Below are 17,951 nucleotides of genomic sequence, written 5' to 3' on the forward strand. Positions count from 1 at the left end.
GTACTTTAAAAATTTAGAGGCTAATTTCTCGCTAGATTAAATCATGGACAGCATGGTCAAGATAATCAAGTATATCAGGCTGCTTGTCCATGTCAAATTTACGAGCAAAAAGGGCAGAAGAAGTCATCAGAGCATCCTTATCTTCTATCGTCAATACTTTGGGACTTGCCTTATGAGCGGACCAGTCAATATATCTCAAATTATTATTAACCAATTGATCCCTAAAAACAGAATTATACAAAATGGTTTGAAAAAATATTTCATCAGGAGCCCATGTCAATTTAAAAAAGCGGATCACTTTAGAATTGGATTTTAGGTATTTAAGTATATAATCAGCTGCGTGTTTTGTTATACTAAACCATTGAGACCGGCCAACGGCTATCAAACCGTAAGGCAACTGCCTTACAGGTGTTAGTTTGTTCAGCCACTTTTGAAATAAATAACGACCTGGAATTGAAAAATTGGTTAAATGATATTCCGTTAAGCGCGGTATTGCTTCTTGCCATTCTTCAAAAACAGAAAAATATTCCATGAAATTATCGCCATTATGTGCCTGGAAAAAATCATGAATACTGTTGGCATTTTTTATCGGATAGTCTGAACCACTTAACAAGTTAACGTAATTGATGTCTATATCCGCTTCAATAATTTCTTCCAAGCCATTAATTGTTGCCTGAACAATACTATAAGCACCCCAATTCACTACAACTCTTTTCCTTACAAGAAAAACGTTATCATAATTTAGGATCGTTCGAAAAGATTCGAGATTAGTTTTTTTATCGATATGTATGAAAAAAAATGCATCCTGATGCCTTAATCTTTCTATCAGTCTCTCCAATTGCTGAGGTTCAGCGTGAGCAAGAATTAAATGTGCAATTTTCAAAAGGATCTATGTTTAAAACGCATCAGGCAACTTAATTTTTCAGATTAAAACAGTGAATTTTTTTCACCTAAATATTGCTTAAATTAATTTTGACCTGATAACTTGTTATGGCAGGAAATTTATAAATTTGATTTTAAATCAACGTTATCAATTATTTTTATTTTTACCTACAATGTCGGGAACTTCTAAAAGAATACACTCACTTGATTATCTCAGAGGCTTAGCCGCCTGCGGAATAATGTTTTATCATTTTCATCTTTTGAGCTTTGGAGAAGTTGACTCAGCAAATCCACTTGCAAAAATCAAAATATATGCCGTCGCAATTTTTTTCATTCTCAGCGGGCTAACACTTTTTAGGGTTTATAACAATAAGCTTTCAGTTGATAATGTTAAAATTTTTTACTTTAAAAGAATCCTTAGAATTTTACCATTGCTTTGGTTTGTAACAATTTTAACCCTTTTATTAAATTTTCAAACCGAGCCTGTCAACCTAAAAAAAATAATAACAAATTTTACTATACTTCCAGGAATTCTCAAGCCAGAAGTTTACATTGCCAACGGTGCTTGGTCAATTGGGAATGAATGTGGATTTTATGTATTATTCCCACTATTACTTATTCTAGCCAATAAAAACAGCATTTACTTATGGCTAAGCTTTTTAATTGCGATAATTCCCTTTTGCATCTATACTTATATCGTGCTTGATCCAACGATACCTCTTGGTTTGCAGTGGAGACATTATGTAAGCCCGTTTGCGCAGTTTTTATTCTTTATAATTGGCATGCTACTGGGGACAATCAAAACACCATCTGTGCTAATATGTAAACTTGCTCCGTTTGCATCTATCATACTGGCCGCGATAATTATATTTTATCCTATAAGCGGTGAACCTATAGTCCTAACCGTTGGTAATCAAAGAATAATTTTCACCCTGCTCACTACTCTGCTTTGCTACTTTATGTACATTGGTGACTTTTCGTTTCTGCATTCCTCAATTGCCAATTCGTTAACGTTTCTAGGAGAAATTAGTTATTCGGTATATCTTTTACATCCTATTATTTTTGAATGTTTTAAAATGACAATTAATCCGTCTTCTCATCGTGAGAAAATTATTGTAATTGTCCTATCCGTATTGGTTACTCCGATTGCAAGCTATATTGTATACAATTATTTTGAAAAATACTTTATTAATCTGATGCCTGCTAAACAAAAAGTAATGACTAAAATCCCAGTTTAGAATGATATTTCATTGGAAGAGGCTATCCTATCATCTATTTTTTTTGTAACATTTATCAGAGCAACAGCCAGATAAAAATATATATTGGAAGGGAATTGCACCAAAGCCTCTTGCGGGTAATTCCCTATGTTATAAGCAAATATGATGAGGAGTACTGCCATACAGTATGTTTTAAGCTCTTTGTTTCTGATAGTATAATAATTGTCTATCCCTGTGCGCATAATACTAAACATCAAACAGCAGAAGAGTAATAAACCTATCCAACCTAATTCAACTGCAACGCGTACATACCCACTATCAGGCGGAAAATGGGCGAGATAAGAATTGGGCGCAAATCTTTGCCCCCATGCTCCAGTAGCTCCTAAGCCTCCCCCCATAGGGTGAGACCAAATATAGGGTTGAATTCGTTTTTGGTTTACAGTCCTCGCTTTAAAAGATACATCTTCCGATGGTTTGAACGCTGTTTGAAAACGAAGAATATTCTGGTCAGAGGTTGGTACGAAAATTAGAAAAACAATAAAGACAGCTGCAATTGCAGAACCTATTAATACTTGCCTGCTAAAGCGTAAAATTAAAAATAGAACCATCGCGGCGGGCAATAAAACATAAGCTCCCCTTGTTCCTGAGAATAACATGGCAGTCAATAACAAAAATATAAAGAAGATTAACACTGCCTTTTTCCATGTCTTTTTTGTGTTTGTTATAAGACATATACATAGAATACTGCTTACAACCATATTATAGGAAAAAGCCACAGGATCTGAAAATATTGAAAACTTTCTCCAATGCCCTGCGATGTATAAAAGATCAGCAATATTGGGATCCGAATCTAACCAAGCCTGCTCCGCATCAGAAAATCCAAAGTACTCTTGCTTGTAAGCGTATAAGGCGGCCAGAACAGAAAGAAAAATCCATATCTTAAGAATAATGCGAATCGATTTTACCGTCTTAATCTGGTACATAAACACAAAATACATCAACATAACAATGGCTACCGATCTGATCGTATACACCCAAGCTAACCTTGATTCTGCAGTTGGATTAACAATTTCTACAAAATTATATCCTATCCAAAGTAGTATCATAAAACTAATTGATCCCTTTAAGCTGTCCCAATCCGGTTTTTTTTTCTGATGAATAAAAAAACCGAGAATAAGTAATCCTTGAATGCCATCCATTGCGGTACCTAGCGGAAAATCTATACCTGTTTTCATAATAAAAAACAGAAAGTATGCCATGACCATAAGAATTGATATTCCGAACAACGGATACATAACAATTCCATATATTACCGCTGGCACTATTATAGATAGTAAAATAAAAGCTCCGGCAACGATTCCCTTAAATACAATCAGAGTGCCAAAGACCAATGAAATGAAAAGTAAGATAAGCAGACCTGTTTTATTACTTAGCTTCTCAATCCAAAAAATCTGTCTAATTCTACTTTGAAAAGAGGAGTTATCCGCCCTTTTATTCTGAAAAAAAATCTGAGTATCTTTCTCCATTTATAAAAATAAGATTTTAAAGAAGAAAATGAATATACTCAAGAAGGCCAATAACAAAGCTGCCTGCCTGGTCTTCTTTTCCAAAGGAGTTAAATGGTTAAAATTTACTTTTTTTTTCTTCTCAGATTTGACAGGATATACTCTCATAGATTGGTAGTTTATAATTTCTTTTCTGAACTTCCATGCTGCGTTGCCACTGAAATCTGATTAGCCTTTCCAGCCTTTAAAAGCGCTAGTATTTGAAAAAAAATGAATTTTGGAATGTTAACAAGAGATCGATAAATTCTCGGATCAGTTTTGGAGCGCCATAAAGAAATATAAAACCCGATTACAAATACGGCTAAAGCCAAAAACCATAACAAGGAGATAAATAGGTTCAAAAACAGGTTCACAAATAGAAATAAGACGGAAAGCAATAAGAAAATAAACAGCGGTGGTCTTAACAATACAAGCCCAAAAAGCACCTGATTTAAACTGAAAGTTTTCATACCGTTAAAAAAAAGCCCGAAACCATAAGAAAAATATTTGAACCAAGTATTAATCCATCGGGCTCTTTGATTTACAAGCTGGTCGGCGCCAGTTGTTTTCTGATCATACACAACGGCTGACTCGCTAAACGCAATCCGATAATTGCGTTTCACTATACCTTCCTGGAGAACTTTGTCAAATCCTGCTCCGGTAACATCCAAATGCTCCAGGCATTCTCGATAAAGAGATGTCGTAAATGCCATTCCCGAACCTGAAAGTGTGGCCGAGGAGCCAGCTCCAAACAAGACTTTTCCATCGTAAAAATGATAGTATATATCTCTTGCTGCATCCAGACATGCATAAGTACTGTCAAGATTTTTTGCATCCCTTAAGCCTTGCACTGCCTGAAAACCTTGACTAAAATACCTATTCAATTCACGCAAATATTCCGGATCTGTCAAATTGTCACTATCAATAATTGTTAAATGCGAGTGTGGCCGGATGAAATTACTTATGGCGTAAAAATGGGATCTGGTATTACTGCCTAATACATTTTCCGGACGAAACAGCGAAACCTTATCAGACCCGAAACTAAGTTTGCTGATATCACATTTGTCTGCAACAATATAAATATGGTAAGCTGAATAATTTAAATTCAGCAGAGAGTTAACTACGGCTGGTAACTGCTGTGTTTGCTCATATGCGGTCACGATGATTCCATAGTCCGGAATACCAGCAATAGTGGCTTTTACAGCTTCCTTGTCTATAAATTTTCTTAAATGATAAATTAACAAAAGCAATACAGGAAAAATCAGGTTATACCCAATTAAGATCTGAATTGCTCCCCAAACGAAGACGATCACTTTCATACTTCTACAAGTTTGCTTATTTTACCTGACTGCTCCGGGATATTTTCAGTATTCGTTAGAATCCAACCCGAGAATTTATTTTCTAAGCTGTTTAAATATTGGATCTTAGAGTCATCTCCCTGTGAAATCGTCTTCCCGGCCGCGAAAACGGCTACCACCACATCTGCAAAGGTTACCCATTCTTTTGCTTTATTCATAGCCGTAAGAGAATCTGTGTCAATCAGGATAACATCAAAATGGGTTTTTAATGTTTGTAGCTTTTGTGAAATAACCTTGTCCTCCGACAATTCCAAAATAGAAATATCTCCACCTTTATTGCCTAAAATACTAATTTGTCCGGACGTTGCACTCGGTATAACATCCTCTTTAATAAAATCTTCAAAAAAGTCTGACCCTTTATTTAATTTCGAAATATCGGGTTGGCTGAAGTTGCCATCAATGATCAAAACTGTCTTGTTGATCTTTGAAAAAGCCCACGCAAGAGCCACGGCAAATGAAGTTTTACCAACACCAGGGGAAAGACTGGTTATAGCAATAATTTTTGGATCTTCGGTTTCGCTGTCTATTTCATACCTAATAGACCTAATAAGATTCTTGTAAAGCCTCATTGATTTCTCATCTGTCGCACTCGTAAAAAAAATGCCCGGGTCAGAGTCATTGTCAAGACTATTGAGATATCCTAATACCGTATGCTGCGTAGCATTGGCTAATTGAAGAGGATATCTGATTGATTTATCAAGATAATACAAAATGAAAAATACAAAAATGCAGAACACAAAGCTTATAACACCTGACAAAATAACAAGTACCATTTTTTTAGAAGCCTGAATTTCTCCCGGCATTGCCCGCTCTATCAGACGAAGATAAACCGGAAAACTAAATTCGAGGCTCGCTTCATTATACCGCTGCAAAGCCTCAATATACTCTTTACTTGCTATATCGATGCCAGTTTCGTATTCTTGTATAGTAGCCTCGTTAGGTACCAATCCATCAAATTTTCTATTCAGTCGATTCAGTTCGCCTTGAATTGAAGAAACACTGTTTCTGGCTAATTCCAAGGACATTTCCATATTTAGCTTTTGTGTCACTAAATCCTCTTTTACAACCATTGGGTTATAGACGTATTTGTCAGAAGCTTCGCCTATTTGCTCCAGAAGCTTGGTTTTTAAAGAGTCCAGACTTCCTTTCAGTTTAGGGTTGAAGTTGCTTAAAATATATTGTTCATTTAATTCATTTAACTGCCTTTTACTGGTAACAATACCCTGATTAACTTCTGTAAGTGCACTTTCAAAATATTTTCTGTCAGCAGGATTAAACCTGTTATCTATATTTTTAATGGCAGCAGAATATGCAATGATATCTTTTTCAGCCATTTCTCGTCTTGTTTCGAAGTCAGCCATTTGGCCATATATGCTTTTCGCTTGTTCATTTAGGTTCAATACTCTGTTTTGAATCTTAAAATTCCTCAAAGTATTCATTTTCTGATTTAGAGCAGAAAGCTTTTGCTGCATAAAACTGTGCAAAAAATCAATAGTCTTCTTATTGTTATCTACAACTCTTGACGAATTGTAAGAGATGAACTCCTGGCAAAGCGTATTGATAACATAAGCAGATAAATCAGGATTTTCTGCCTCATATTGAATATCGATGTAATCACCAGTTCCGGTTCTATAAATCAATAATTTTTCTCTTAGTCTATTCGCATCATAGCCCATATCCTCGATTAGTTCACTAAGATTACGCTCACTATTATTCCACAAAAACAATTCTTCCCGCACCTTATGTTTTTGGGTCAACAAAGCGATAGCCTTGATCTTATCTGACTTAGTCATGTTCTGAATTGCCTTAACCGGTTCTCGCCAGGTTGAGTCCTTCACGTTTTTTAAATCATTTAGTATTAGGCGATAAGAGACCTGGTCAAGGGTCTTCTTCGATCTCATCATTTGGATAAGGGTTTCAAATTTCCTGCTTATCTCTGAATCTTGTTCCTCCTTTGACTTAGTGATTACCTGATCCGTTTTATCAACGAGTCCTGTTGCTATCTTAGCTTTTGATTCATAGGTATCAGGAAGCTTTTTCACCAAAAAATAGCAAACGATAATGGTAATAAGAGGAACCACAATAAGAGTAATCCTATTTCTTTTGAGCAATCGTAAAAATTGTAAAAATTCACTCATTTTATATCTTCCAGTTTTTGTCCTAACAATTCTTCCAGACTGCTTTTAGCTATTAAAACTTCACTTTCAGCAATAATTATATTTTGTGATTGCGAGGAAAGCATAATTAGAACCTCATTATAATTTTTGAGAGTTTCCTCTCCTTTTTCAAACCTATGTTTTACATTTACAAGCATACTTTCTATATCAAGTAAAGCGCTGTTTCGCAACCTTAGTACCGATTTTTTTTGTACATAAGTGAAATATCTCTTCTTAACCTCTGCCTCAACATTCAGATCATTTGTTAACTTTTCAAACTCGGCAGTGGCCAACTCTCCCTTCGCCTGTTTGATTACACTTGGCTTTTGTAAAAGAGACCCTACGTTTGCAAAAAAACCTAATTGATACCCACCCAAAAAGCTGGCAGCTCCTGCCGTTCCTTTACTGCTATTGGGGCTATACAAATAACCGGCAGAAAAAATATCGAAGTATGACAACTTTGCCTTTTTTATTCCATATTCCGCCATGGAAATACGGGTATCAAATATTTTATTTTTGGGATAATTCGATTTGCAAATAGCGATAAGTTTGTCCAGATATTCATACGAAATATCCTTACTCAAGGATTCCTGCGCATGCGTCTTTTGAATTATTAAAAAGAAAAAAAACAAAAACACTGCGTATTTCATTTGCATTAATTTTTGAAAAAAATATATTATTAAAAACTACTTTTGCTTTTAGTCAGGTGATCTATAACTCAACGTTCCCAAATAAACCTTCCATTATGTCTGTTTCTGAAAAGATAAAAAGTAATCCCAAGCTTAAAAAATTTATTCACTGGCTATTAATCCCAACAAATCAGGCTCGTCCGCGTCTCTGGGTAAGATTATTTTTAAATCCGTTTTATCATCAAAAAGGAAAAGGCGTTATAATCCGTAATCGCGTGAGAATGGATGTGGTGCCGTTCAATCCTTTTTCAATCGGAGACAATTCTGTGATTGAAGATTTCAGCACCATTAATAACGGCGTTGGTGATGTTCATATAGGAAATAATTCTCTGATTGGGCTCGGCAACGTCATTATTGGCCCGGTCACGATTGGTAATAATGTTATTCTTGCCCAAAATATCGTAGCCAGCGGTCTTAACCATAATTACCAGGATATCACAAAGCCGATTCAGCAGCAAGGAGTAAGTGTAGCTCCAATTATCATTGAAGACGATTGCTGGATAGGTGCTAATACGGTAATTACAGCCGGCGTAACGATTGGAAAACATTCTGTGGTGGCGGCTGGTGCCGTGGTAACCAAAAATATTCCGCCGTATTCTGTCGCCGTTGGAAATCCCTCCCGCGTGATCAAAAGATTCGATGAGACGCAAAATAAATGGATTAAAACCATCTGACATAGTGAGTATAATGAAGCTCGTAACTGACTAATTAACTGATAGATCAAACGTTTTCAGACTGAAACAAAGCAGGGAAAGTCATCAGGATAATCTTTAAATCCATTTTGAAAGAAAAGTTTTTGGCATAGGTAATATCCAGCTCTGTCCTTTCTTCTTCTGACATATCCGATTTGCCTTTCCCGCGCTTGGTTACCTGCCATAGGCCGGTAAGGCCTGCCGGGCCTGCAAAACGCAGGATTGCGTGGTCGGTAGTTAATTTTTCTGCTTCATAAAGCGGTAGCGGACGATTACCAACGAGAGACATATCTCCTTTGAGAATATTGATGAGCTGCGGCAATTCGTCAAGACTTGTATTTCTAAGAAAATTACCAATTCTTGTAATTCGCGGATCATTCTGAAATTTCATGAATGCCGCTTTTTGCTCTTTTTGGCTTTGGTAAACTTTTTCACATATTTCTTTCCCATCCAAAAATAAACGATGATTACAAAAGCCTCCGCTATTGCATTCTTCGCAAAAATTAGAATTTTCAGATTTTATTTCCTGTTCTGCAGGTTTGACATTGTACATGTTTAATGCAGCCATTTTTCTGATCATCTGGTCTGCATCCGTACGCATCGTTCTGAATTTGTACAGGTCAAATATTTTGTATCCACTCCCTACCCTTTTGGATTTGTAGAAAACAGGCCCTTTTGAATCAAGACGGATAAGAATGGCAACAAGAATAAAAATGGGAGACAGCAGAAGCACTGCACCGCCTGTGGACACTACATCAATAGCTCTTTTCCAAAACGGAGTTTGATTCTCTTCTGCCTGCACTTTTTTAGAAGCTTTACTTGCAACGTACCACTGCCGTTTCGCGAAATAACGGAGCCGTGTTAGCAAGTCGCCTTCACTAAAATCGGTAGCAAATATATCATCCGCCTTTTTTGCTCTGGCATTCCGGATCACTGCCTGATTCAGATTCTCAACCAGAACAACAAAAGGAATATTACCAAAGCCGGGACTACTCCGAACCTGGTCAAGCAACTCCCAGGCACCACTTTTAACGTGCGCCAGAATCGCATCCGCAGGAAAATATTCCTGCAATGCTTTTAGAAGATCATCTTTATCTTCAAAATATTCAATTTGCAAATAATTACCATAGTTGGCCGAGAACCAAAGATATTGTTCAAAATCTTTGCTCAAATAGGCAATACGGTATTGGGAAGAAGGCGGGACTTTAGAATCAACCGAAGGTCCTTCAGACTGGCTTGTCCACTCCATCATGCTAAATAGGATTTATAGTATCAGGAATATCTTTTGCTTCGTCTTAAAATTGCATTAACCTTGGCCTGGACTTCAACCGGATTAAACGGTTTAACCATAAAGTCATCCGCCCCAAGATTCAGGCATTGAATGCGCTCGCTGCTTTCATCAGATCCCGATAAAATAATCACCGGAATATCCGCGTACAAATTGCTGGCTCTTGCGATTTTTAAAAACTCTTTGCCATTAAGGTTCGGCATTTGCAAATCCGCGATAATCAAATCAACTTCATTACCTTCTTCAAGCCAAAGCATTCCCTCTGCGCCATCACTCTTGACAAATACATTAAAATCTTTTTTTAGAAAATGCTCTAGTATTTTACAAATACTAGGTTCATCATCCATTATAAGTAGAGTTTTTCGTGGGTTCATATGTTGAGTAAAATAGGATATACGTAACTGTCAATTCTAATTAATGCGTGTATAGTCCTTAGCACAGCTAAAATTTTGAACTGTCGAGAAATTATCAGTTCAGGTATAAAAAAATTATCTTGATTCTGTGCTTCTGTCAAAATATGGAAGTATTGAATGTGTCGGGGGTTAGCTTTAAGCGAATATAAACCTATTTCGTAACTAATTTGTAACAAAATCTATAATATTCTTGTCGAAAAATTGCTTAGTAAAATTACGAACAATAGCTACAACCACCAAAAACCGACAGATAATATTTAATATATGTCGCTAATATAGCATTTAGAACGATACAAAGCACATTTCAAAAAAAACGTATAACTGGCCTCGTTAAGAAATTCTACTGGTGGATTTCACTTTTTTTGAAATTATATCAGAAGCAGCAAATTAAAAATTACTATGTAGAATCTGTAACCGTGATTCCATTACAAGTATTTCGACAGAAGTATCCGAAATTAATGAGTAATATGACTTAATTCGCCGATTGTCTGTAATAAGAAATTTTAGAATACAACTCGTTAGGATTGAATGGTTTGCTTAAATAATCATTCATACCGACATCAAATGCTTTATCTTTTATATCAAGCATTGCAGAAGCTGTAAGTGCAATAATTGGTAAATTCGCAAATTTCGCTCCTTCCAGCATTCTGATTTTGGCTGTTGTTTCGTATCCATCCATTTCGGGCATTTGAAGATCCATTAAGACAAGGTCGTAATCGTTGGTTTGTACAAGTTCGTATGCCAAAAGCCCATTTTCTGCTACATCACACTCCACATCCCACTGTTTAAAAAATTGCTTGGCAAGAATCACGTTAATCTGATTGTCTTCCGCGATCAGTATTTTGGTACCCTTCAAACTTTGAATTTCAGGCAGATCAGCTTTTCTTTGATCAATTAATTGTTTTGAACTAATCTTAAATCGCATACTGAAATAAAATACGGACCCTTTTCCGATCTCACTTCTCACTTCAATTTTACTTCCCTGCAATTCCAAAAGCCTTTTAGTGATCGTAAGCCCCAATCCCGATCCTCCGAATTTCCTGGTCGTATCCGAACTTGCCTGTGTGAAACTTTCAAAAATATTATTGATTTTATTGGCTGCTATTCCAATACCTGTATCTGAAATTTCAAAATCAATTATAATATGTTTCTTTTCCTGCCTGGCCAGAGACGCAGAAATAACAACTTTTCCGTCATTTGTAAATTTGACAGCGTTACTTATAAGGTTTGTCAAAATTTGTCCCATCCTCACAGGATCACCGATCACAGCGCGATTTAGATCACTGTCAATCATTAATTTCAGCTGAATTCCCTTTTCTTTCGCTTTATGAACCATGCCCAGCCGGATATTCTCGACAAGGTTATGAATATTAAAATCAACTTCTTCAAACTCGATCTTGCCGGCCTCGATTTTACTGAAATCCAGAATATCATTAATTAACACCAAAAGATTTTCAGCCGAAAATTTGAGAATGTTCAGATATTCCATTTGCTCAGGACGTGGATTTTGCTGCAAAAGCAAATGTGTAAATCCAATTACCGCGTTCATCGGCGTCCTGATTTCATGGCTCATAGTAGACAAAAACTGAGATTTCGCAACTGCAGCCAATTCTGCCTGTTCTTTTGCCTGTACAAGTTCTCTTTCCGCTTTTTTGTGCTCGTCAATATCAAGAATCGCCCCGTAGAGTTTTATAACTTTCCCCGATTTATCGGTTGCCGCTTTTCCTATTGCATGAATATATTTTACCTGCCCCTCCGGTAACACAATTCGTAAATCGAAACTGGATGATATCTTTTCTAATAAGGCTTTCTGAATCTGGGTCCGGTAAAGATCCCGATCGCCAGGATGTATTTTTTTTGTAAATTCTCTCGTCCTTGGTGCGGTATCGGTCGGCTCCATCCCAAAAATCCTAAACGTTTCAGCTGACCAGTAATTTTTCCCTGTTAGTAAATCGGCCTCCCAGCTACCACTATGCGTAAGCTCCTGGGATTCGGCTAGCATAGCTTCATTTCGTACTATTAATTCTTCTGCGAGTTTTCTTTCCGTGATATCATGCCACACAACCAGCAAAACAAGCTTGTTCTCAATACTTACCGGATTAAGCGTTACTTCCACGGGAAATTCTTCACCATCAATTCTACTGTGAATCCACTCAAACTGATTATATCCGGTTTCGTAGGCGATCCTGTCCATTTCCTTTGATTTCTCGTCAGACCGCCTGCCATCTGGCTGAAATTCCGGAGAAAAAATAGCGGGATGATAAGACAACAAATCAGATTTATCCTTACAGCGAAGCATTTTAATTGCGGCCTCGTTACAATCTACTATTCCGGTTTCGTCAAAAAGTAAGTGTGCATCCGTTGAATATTGGAAAATCACCCGAAGCTTTTCCTCAGCGAGTTTCTGATCTTTCGTTTCGCTTTCCGACAACTTTTCTTCCAGAAACCGGCGGTCCTGTATATCATGGATAGAACCGGCCATTCTTACTACTTCCCCATTTTCAAATTTGGCAATGCCCGAACATTGAAAATATCTATATTCTCCCTTTTTGGTCTTTAAACGAATTTCTACCTTGTAAGGAATATGATTTTTAAGTTGTTCATCAATACCTTTTTCAACGATTTCCCGATCCTCTGAATGAACCAGTAAATCCAAAAATATTTGATAGCCGGGTTCAAACTCACCCGGCTCGTATCCTAAAATTGTATATATCCTATCGGACCAAATTTGTTGGCCTGTGATTAAATCCCAATCCCATATCCCGGCGTCAATGCCGGAAATAACCATTTCCAAAGATTCATTGCTAAAGCTTGTTTTCATTTTTTATAGTAAAAGCCCAAGTGCGTCCTGATTTTTTTAGCGTTAACCGGCGTTGAGTGCTTTCTTTAAAAGTGTGCTCCCCTCTTCACTATATTGCATGGCCAAGGCGGCGTCCTGTCCCGGAGTGCTCATTTTGGCCCAGGTTTTCTGCAAAATATCTATCATTTTCTCTTCACTTAGCTTTTGAATCAGATCGTCAAACTGAAATTCAAGAAATACAAGGCAAAGTGCATTTTCGATTGTTTGCACATCGTTATCTGCTTTTATTCTTTGTTTTAGTATAATTTGCTTTACCCTATTGATTATTGTCTCGTCAAATCCCGCTTCCAATAACAGTTCGGAGGATTTCTGAGCGTGAAACTTCGCAAGATCACTTCTCCATTTAAGATAACCTACGCGACCATCCGGGTAAGATTTTCTTGCTATTTCCCAACGCCCGATATGCTGACTTCTTGAAGCGAGCAATAATGCTTCCGGTGCATCAGGTTCAAGTTTATTTACCCAATCGTACAACTTTAATGCGTAAAAATATTCAGAGGGAAATTCTTCACCTTTCCAGGTTATATGCTCCGGTGATTGTTTATTATAATTGTCAAAAAAGGTGAAAGCTTGTTCTAATTTGTCCATGGTGGGTCGTATCTATACTACAAGATAGCAAAGAAAGAACAAAAACTTAAAATTTTTCTATTTTAACCTTAGGGATTACAGCATTTGTATTGAATCAAAATAAAACGTTCACCATTATCCGTTTGAGGATCTTGATGAACGTGAAAGAATAGTGCTTGCGGCCTGCCTATTCTGGTTAGAGCAAATGCTCCGGCAATAGTATATTTTCGCTCGAACTATCACTTATTGGCTCTAGACGGCTTGTTTTTAAAGGAATAAGACCAGACCAAATCGGCAGATCCTGATCTTCTTCTTCGTCGATTGGCATGCCTGATCTCATCTTGGCAGATGCCTCATCCAGTGCAAATGCCAGTGCCGTTGTTTTCTTTACTTCATTCCCCTTTACAGGTCGCAGGTATCCCCAGCTTCCCGGAACAATCTTATTCGTCAGCCATTCAAATGAGGCTGTTTTCAGATCTATATCATCTATTACTTCGGCTTGCGCAAAAATGACTACTGACCTATAATTAACAGAATGGCTAAATGCCGATTTTGCAACCACGAGCGCGTCGACGAGCATGACTGTTATACAAACTGGAATTCCTTTTTCAATTTCCCTTATAAAATGACTTCCCACCGATCCATGAATGTAAATTTTGTTTTCATGGCGCACAAAAGAAGTAGGAATGGAGAACGGCTGATTATCTACCGAATAACTTATTGTACAGAAAAGTGCTTCATCGAGAATCGGATAAATTGATTCAGGATCAAAATGAGCACGTTTTGCTGACCGGCTCGGAATAATTTTAGATTTCGGTGCTGACATATTTTGTTTTTTTACAAATTTGTCGGATTATTGGATTACTGTAATCATCCAATTCTAACAAAACAGGTAGTCCACTCATGGAACCATTTTCCTCATTAATAACACCGGATAAGAATTCCAAACAGCCCGTTTACATACAGATTGCCAATCAATTGATGGAATTAATTCGAAAAGGTTTTTTACAAACGGGCTATCAGCTGCCAAGCAGCAGACAATTGGCTGACTCATTAAATGTACACAGAAAAACGGTCGTCCGTGCTTATGAAGAATTGCTGGCCCAGGGTTGGCTGGAAAGCCGTATCGGAACGGGTACTTTTATTGCCGCCCATTTTCCCGAAATTAAACCACAATCTTCATTAACAGAGCCTTTGGGAAATAATAATTCAAGTAAAAAGGCAGGTTTTACATTTGAAGAAAAACCTCATTTGAACAGAGCTGTAATCAAAAATAACATAAAATTACATTTGGATGATGGATTCCCGGATCCAAGACTTGCTCCTTTGGAAGAACTCTCAAGGGCATACCGCACCCAATTGCTAACCGGAAATCCGTATGTCAGACTTGGCTATGGCGACACAGCCGGATCTTATTGGCTGCGAAAAGAATTGTCGGCATATTTAAATGAAACAAGAGGATTGAAAACTTCTCCTGAAAACATTCTGATCACACGCGGAACGGTGATGGGACTTTATCTGGCAAGCACGGGATTACTCAAAAAGGGAGATTCCGTTGTTTTGGGAGAATTGAGCTGGTCCAGTGCTACGGGTAATTTCTTGCAGGCAGGAGCCAATGTCGTAAAAATTCCTGTTGATGAATTTGGCATTGATGTAGAAGCACTGGAAAAAATCTGTAAAAATCAAGCAATCCGGATGGTTTATGTAACTTCTCATCACCACTACCCTACCACGGTGGCACTCCGGGCCGATCGCCGGATACAATTACTACATCTTTCGGAAAAATATGGTTTTATTATTTTTGAAGATGACTACGATTACGACTTTCATTATTTAAGCAAACCTTTGCTGCCGCTTGCAGGTGCTGACCGGTCGGGAATGGTTTTGTACTGTGGCTCGTTTACCAAAGCAATTTCACCTGCATTTCGGGTTGGTTATCTGGTTGGGTCTGAAAATGTAATAAGTTATCTGGCTCAGCTGCGTAGAATCATTGACCGCCAGGGTGATACGATGTTGGAAAATGCAATGGCAGAGCTTTTACAAAATGGTGTTATTCAGCGCCATCTACGAAAATCATTACGGACGTACCGTAATCGAAGAGATTATTTTTGTGGTCTTTTAAAAACTGAATTAGACAATTACCTTCATTTTCAAAAGCCGGATGGCGGAATGGCCGTTTGGACAGAATTTGACAAAAAGATTAAACTCAAAGATTTATCAGAAAAAGCATTAAAAAATGACCTGTTTTTTTCGGATGGTTCAGAAAATAATTCACCGACCGAAATTCGTAATGCAACCCGATTAGGTTTTGCTTCCTCAACAACCGAAGAACTTGAACAGTGCGTTGGAATTATGAAAAAATTGTTATCATAATAAAACTCACCGTTAAAAAGTCAATTCGTTTTTGCATTGTAGAAGAAAATATTATGGCCAGAATGCCCCCCAATAAAGTCCATTTCACACCTGCAAAAATTAATATCTCCGCGTTAATTTTGTATTGTATTCATTGAAAATGAAATCAAATAAGAATTGACTTTCTGTCAACTTTGAAATTTCAAAATGCAATGAAAAAACTTCCCCAATTATCACAAACCAGGAGTAAAATGGCTACATCAATAACAGGTAAAACATTGACAACGCATGAAATTGCTGCTCGTTTCAATGAACTTGCGAAACAGGAACTGTGGTTTGAGATCCAGGACAATTTTTTTTCTGATAATGTAAAAAGTATTGATCCTGCCAATTCGCCCTATTTCGGGTATGCAGAAGGCAAAGCTGCTGTTCGAAAAAAAGGTGAAGATTTTATTGCAAAAATTCAGGATTTTCATGGAGCACGTACGACAGAACCAGTTGTCAGCGGAAATCATTTTGCAGTGGGTAGAGACGTGGATATTACCACAGAAGAATTTGGAAGAATACAGATCAACCAGATTATGCTTTACGAAGTAAAAGACGGTCAGATTGTATCAGAGCAATTCTTTTATTGATATTACATAATATCAGCAATCCGCTTCAAATTTTCCGAAAGCCGATTGCTGATAGCCGACACCCGTTAATATTTTAACATCAGATTCAATAATTTTCTGTCCAGCTTATGGCCATGAAAGTCTTCATAAGCAACATCTGTCCGTTTGGAATCCAGTACGCCAAAATCACCTATAAATTCCCAAAGCGAAAAACCAATTCCGTTGGACGATAAAATATCGAGCACATCTCCAAACCAGGCAAGAAATACATCGTGTGGCGTTTTGTTCCAGCTCCCGCATTCACCACAGTGCACACCCACTCCCTGATTGACCAGATCAATCCACGGTTTGTAATATTTTTCCAGCATTTCACGGCTCAAATATTGATTCCCAACCTGCCCCGGCCATTTTGGATCAGGCAAGTGTTCCGGATCTTTGTTAGCCCAGGGAGCTTTATAGTGAGAAATAATGCCCGGATGGTAACCACGACAACTCTGCCCAATATCCAGATCCGTGATTTCAGGAATCACACTTGATCCCACATCATTCCCGTCTGCAATAATCAAATGTTTAGGATTTTCTTTTCGGATAGCTTCCGAAGCGGCAATTGCTACCTTCCGGTAAATAACACCGGGAACCGAACTTCTTTTCGAAAGCTGATCGTTCATATCCTCCCGCAAACTAGGCTCGTTTAACAAATCAAAGCTGATCAGTTTCGAAGAAGTATTTTTGAAACGTTTGGCCCACATATTCCAGTGAAAACAAAAAGCGTCCAGCGCTTCCTGATCTGTCCATAGATTATAAGGCTCACGAAAACCGGCATTAACACAATATCCAGGTGCTCTGTGCAGATTAAGGCTGACATGCATTTTATATTTGTGAGCCAGAAAAACCAGTTTTTCTATATTTTCAACGGCTTGCTCGTCAATGTTATATACCTCCGCCGGTGTAATATTTTTTCTTCTGTCAAATTTAATATAAGAAGGATAAGCCATCGGCAGCCTCACAAAATCAAAACCCCAGTCGTGCATCCATTTGAAATGCTCTTCTACCGTAAGACGTCGGTCTGGCTTAGGATCCGGAGAGAAAAAATCAAGTAAATTAAATCCTTTCCACTTTGGCAATTTATTTTTAGCTTTTGGTTCGGCAAACGCTTCGGGAGCTACCATCCCAAGTGCTGTGATCAGTCCGGTATTTTTAATAAATGTTCTTCTGTACATAAAGTTAAGTTTTAGGATGTTGTTTGTTTAAAACAGCATTGTCACTTATTTTACTGCACAGAACATATTAAAAAATTAATGCCTGCCAGAATTAATATC

15 protein-coding genes are annotated in these 17,951 nt (G+C 37.5%); 4 read left to right on the forward strand and 11 right to left on the reverse strand.

All coding sequences use genetic code 11. The features are described 5' to 3' along the window. Positions 1-31: 31 nt before the first annotated feature. Positions 32-883 carry a beta-1,6-N-acetylglucosaminyltransferase gene (locus FDK13_RS21035; protein ID WP_137341988.1) on the reverse strand — a complete coding sequence of 284 codons (852 nt, stop codon included), beginning with the start codon at positions 881-883 and terminating at the stop codon, positions 32-34. Between the two features lie 172 nt (positions 884-1,055). Here FDK13_RS21035 and FDK13_RS21040 point away from each other — a divergent pair, with 172 nt between their 5' ends. Continuing rightward, on the forward strand, positions 1,056-2,120 hold the full coding sequence (locus FDK13_RS21040) for an acyltransferase family protein (RefSeq protein WP_137341989.1): 1,065 nt from the start codon (positions 1,056-1,058) through the stop codon (positions 2,118-2,120). Here the strand turns inward: FDK13_RS21040 and FDK13_RS21045 are convergent. The 4 genes from FDK13_RS21045 to FDK13_RS21060 all read right to left on the reverse strand — a co-directional run bounded on the left by FDK13_RS21045 (position 2,117) and on the right by FDK13_RS21060 (position 7,807). Continuing rightward, a complete protein-coding gene (locus FDK13_RS21045; RefSeq protein ID WP_137341990.1) occupies positions 2,117-3,625 on the reverse strand; it encodes an O-antigen ligase family protein in 1,509 nt (502 codons plus the stop codon). The genes FDK13_RS21040 and FDK13_RS21045 overlap by 4 nt on opposite strands. A gap of 158 nt (positions 3,626-3,783) precedes the next feature. Beyond that, complete coding sequence (locus FDK13_RS21050; RefSeq protein ID WP_137341991.1) at positions 3,784-4,962, reverse strand: glycosyltransferase; 1,179 nt, start codon at positions 4,960-4,962, stop codon at positions 3,784-3,786. After that, on the reverse strand, positions 4,959-7,139 hold the full coding sequence (locus FDK13_RS21055) for an exopolysaccharide transport family protein (RefSeq protein ID WP_137341992.1): 2,181 nt from the start codon (positions 7,137-7,139) through the stop codon (positions 4,959-4,961). Before FDK13_RS21055 ends, FDK13_RS21050 begins: the two co-directional genes overlap by 4 nt. Continuing rightward, positions 7,136-7,807, reverse strand: a complete 672-nt coding sequence (locus tag FDK13_RS21060) for a TolC family protein (RefSeq protein WP_229216146.1) — start codon at positions 7,805-7,807, stop codon at positions 7,136-7,138. The genes FDK13_RS21055 and FDK13_RS21060 overlap by 4 nt, the downstream gene beginning before the upstream one ends. A 95-nt stretch (positions 7,808-7,902) precedes the next feature. On the opposite strand from FDK13_RS21060, the gene FDK13_RS21065 reads away from it, so the two are divergent. Beyond that, positions 7,903-8,520 carry an acyltransferase gene (locus FDK13_RS21065; RefSeq protein WP_137341994.1) on the forward strand — a complete coding sequence of 206 codons (618 nt, stop codon included), beginning with the start codon at positions 7,903-7,905 and terminating at the stop codon, positions 8,518-8,520. Positions 8,521-8,566: 46 nt separating this feature from the next. On the opposite strand, the gene FDK13_RS21070 is transcribed toward FDK13_RS21065, so the two are convergent. The 5 genes from FDK13_RS21070 to FDK13_RS21090 all read right to left on the reverse strand — a co-directional run bounded on the left by FDK13_RS21070 (position 8,567) and on the right by FDK13_RS21090 (position 14,492). Continuing rightward, on the reverse strand, positions 8,567-9,790 hold the full coding sequence (locus FDK13_RS21070; RefSeq protein WP_285544266.1) for a sugar transferase: 1,224 nt from the start codon (positions 9,788-9,790) through the stop codon (positions 8,567-8,569). Positions 9,791-9,810: 20 nt separating this feature from the next. Beyond that, entirely contained in the window at positions 9,811-10,173 is a 363-nt protein-coding gene (locus FDK13_RS21075; RefSeq protein WP_229216147.1) for a response regulator transcription factor, read from the reverse strand. 538 nt (positions 10,174-10,711) lie between these two features. Next, positions 10,712-13,060: a PAS domain-containing protein gene (locus FDK13_RS21080; RefSeq protein ID WP_137341996.1), complete on the reverse strand. Its 2,349-nt coding sequence runs from the start codon at positions 13,058-13,060 to the stop codon at positions 10,712-10,714. A gap of 42 nt (positions 13,061-13,102) precedes the next feature. After that, positions 13,103-13,687 carry a DUF4202 domain-containing protein gene (locus FDK13_RS21085; protein ID WP_137341997.1) on the reverse strand — a complete coding sequence of 195 codons (585 nt, stop codon included), beginning with the start codon at positions 13,685-13,687 and terminating at the stop codon, positions 13,103-13,105. Positions 13,688-13,862: 175 nt separating this feature from the next. Beyond that, positions 13,863-14,492, reverse strand: coding sequence for a pyridoxamine 5'-phosphate oxidase family protein (locus FDK13_RS21090; protein WP_137341998.1), 630 nt, complete (start codon positions 14,490-14,492; stop codon positions 13,863-13,865). 77 nt (positions 14,493-14,569) lie between these two features. Between FDK13_RS21090 and pdxR the strand changes: the two genes are divergently transcribed. Continuing rightward, on the forward strand, positions 14,570-16,039 hold the full coding sequence (gene pdxR / locus FDK13_RS21095) for a MocR-like pyridoxine biosynthesis transcription factor PdxR (protein ID WP_137341999.1): 1,470 nt from the start codon (positions 14,570-14,572) through the stop codon (positions 16,037-16,039). 230 nt (positions 16,040-16,269) lie between these two features. After that, positions 16,270-16,653, forward strand: a complete 384-nt coding sequence (locus tag FDK13_RS21100; RefSeq protein ID WP_137342000.1) for a nuclear transport factor 2 family protein — start codon at positions 16,270-16,272, stop codon at positions 16,651-16,653. 65 nt (positions 16,654-16,718) lie between these two features. On the opposite strand, the gene FDK13_RS21105 is transcribed toward FDK13_RS21100, so the two are convergent. Continuing rightward, positions 16,719-17,852: a glycoside hydrolase family 5 protein gene (locus tag FDK13_RS21105; RefSeq protein ID WP_137342001.1), complete on the reverse strand. Its 1,134-nt coding sequence runs from the start codon at positions 17,850-17,852 to the stop codon at positions 16,719-16,721. Between the last annotated feature and the right edge of the window lie 99 nt (positions 17,853-17,951).

It is taken from the genome of Dyadobacter frigoris (assembly GCF_005280585.1).
GTDB lineage: Bacteria > Bacteroidota > Bacteroidia > Cytophagales > Spirosomataceae > Dyadobacter > Dyadobacter frigoris.